Genomic DNA, 2,216 nt, shown 5'->3' on the forward strand with positions numbered 1-2,216 from the left:
CCGCCGCATCAGGCCCTGGACCTGGATGTTGAAGGCCTCGAAGCAATCCTGGTCCAGCCGCGCCGGGTCGTCGGGCACGAAGGGGAAGCGGTCCAAGGGCCGGATCAGGTCGCCGCCGCCGGCGTCCTCGCGCGCCTCGAACAGCACGCGCTCGAACAGGTAGCCGTCCAGCTCGTCGCGGGCGCAGTCGGCGAAGGTGCCGTTGCGCAGCCGGTCGAGCCCGATGCGCTCCACATCGACGTCGGCCAGGGTGAGATGGCTCTCCATCGAGAACCGCACGCCACTGGCCAGACAGGCGCCCAGTTCGTGGATGGTGGCCTGACCGTCCCAGGCCAGATCGGTGGTGCTCTCGCCCCAGCCCGAAGCGGCGAAGACATAGGCCGCCATCGCCCGCATCGACTGGCTGGCGCACAGCAGGGCGCGCTCGTCGGCCTTGCCGATCAGGATGTTGGACGCCGAAAGGTTCAGCAGGATGCGCGCGCCGGACATCGCCTGCCGCGTCGAGGGCGGCAGCGGAGCCCAGTAGTCCTCGCAGATCTCGGCGGCGAAGACGAAGCCGGGCCGGTTGGCGGCCTCGAACACCAGATCGACCCCGAACGGCGCCTCCTCGCCCGCCACGGTCAGATCGCCGTCGCGGCTGGAGATATCCCCTCCGGCTGAGTACCAGCGCTTCTCGTAATATTCCCGATAGTTCGGCAGGTAGGTCTTCGGCACGACGCCGAGGATGCGGCCGTTCCCCAGCACTACGGCGCAGTTGTAGAGCCGGTCGTCGCGCCGCAGCGGGGCCCCGACGACAGTGATCACGCCGGACTCGGCGGTCAGCGGAGCCAGACGGGCGATCTGGCGCTCGACCTCGTCCAGCAGTGCGCCCTGCATCACCAGATCGTCGATGGCGTAGGCGCTGATCGACAGCTCGGGGAAGACCATCAGGTCCACGCCCTGCTCGCCGGCCTGACGGATCAGGGCCGCGTGCTCGTCGCCGTTGGCCGCCGGATCGGCGGTGTGCACCACCGGCGTGGCCGCCGCGACGCGGACGAAGCCGTGGGTGGCGGGGGCGTGAAATGGGTGCGTCTTGGGCATCTAAACTCCGTGCATCCCGGCGAAGGCCGGGACCCAGTGTTGTCCGACGTGGCGCCGGTGCATGGGATCGTCGGCAGCGTTCATATAGGCCCAAACGATCCATCCAAAGAACTGGGTCCCGGCTTTCGCCGGGATGCAGGGAGTATTTGGTGACGCATGGGCCGCGCCCCGCTAAAGCCAGTCGCATGAACGATACGCCGAAAAAGGGCTGGCTCTCGCGGCTGACAGAGGGGCTGTCTCGCTCGTCGAAGCAGATGACCGAGCAGGTGGTGGGCGCCTTCGTCAAGGAGCCCCTGTCCGAGGCCGCCCTCGACGGGCTGGAGGAGCATCTGCTGGAGAGCGACCTCGGCCCCGCCGCCACGGACCGGATCGTCGCCCGCTTCCGCGAGCTGCGCTTCGGCGCCGGCGCCAATGAGCGGGAAGTGAAAGAAGCGCTGGCGGAGGCCGTGACCGCCGAACTGATCGGCCACGAGGCCCGCTACGAGCCGCTGAACGGCGCCCGCCCCTTCGTGACCCTGTTCGTCGGGGTCAACGGCTCGGGCAAGACCACCACGCTCGGCAAGATCGCGTCGGACCTGACGGCGCAGGGCGCCAAGGTCATGATCGTGGCCTGCGACACCTTCCGCGCCGCCGCGCGCGAGCAGCTGAAGGTGTGGTCCGACCGGGCCGGCGCGACCTTCGAAAGCCGCCGCGACGGCGCCGACCCGGCCGGTCTGGCGTTTGACGCCTACACGCGGGCGAAGGCTGAAGGCTACGACGTCGTCCTGATCGACACCGCCGGCCGGCTGCAGAACAAGAGCGCCCTGATGGACGAGCTGCTCAAGATCGTCCGGGTGCTGAAGAAGATCGATCCTGACGCGCCGCACGAGACCCTGCTGGTGCTCGACGCGACCGTCGGCCGCAATGCGCTGGAGCAGGAGAAGATCTTTGGACGCACCGCCTATGTCTCCGGACTGGTCATGACCAAGCTGGACGGAACCGCGCGGGGCGGCGTGCTGGTGCCGGTGGCGCAGGCGTCCGACGCCCCGATCAAGCTGATCGGCGTCGGCGAGGGGGTGGACGACCTGCAGCCGTTCGACGCGCGCGCCTTTTCTCGATCACTGGTGGGGCTTGAGGACTGACATGACCGACACGCC

2 protein-coding genes are annotated in these 2,216 nt (G+C 68.8%); one reads left to right on the forward strand and one right to left on the reverse strand.

What is annotated here, in order from left to right; all coding sequences use genetic code 11:
• A partial coding sequence (locus tag VGB60_RS02610) for a nitrilase-related carbon-nitrogen hydrolase (protein ID WP_331036725.1) occupies positions 1-1,080 on the reverse strand: 1,080 nt, incomplete at its 3' end.
• 185 nt (positions 1,081-1,265) lie between these two features.
• On the opposite strand from VGB60_RS02610, the gene ftsY reads away from it, so the two are divergent.
• Positions 1,266-2,201, forward strand: a complete 936-nt coding sequence (gene ftsY, locus VGB60_RS02615; protein WP_331036726.1) for a signal recognition particle-docking protein FtsY — start codon at positions 1,266-1,268, stop codon at positions 2,199-2,201.
• Positions 2,202-2,216: the final 15 nt, after the last annotated feature.

It is taken from the genome of Brevundimonas sp., assembly GCF_036399195.1.
Taxonomy (GTDB): domain Bacteria; phylum Pseudomonadota; class Alphaproteobacteria; order Caulobacterales; family Caulobacteraceae; genus Brevundimonas.

Coding starts and splice junctions, on each gene's coding strand:
- ftsY (WP_331036726.1), top strand. CDS start 1,266: ATGAACGATACGCCGAAAAAGGGCTGGCTCTCGCGGCTGACAGAGGGG.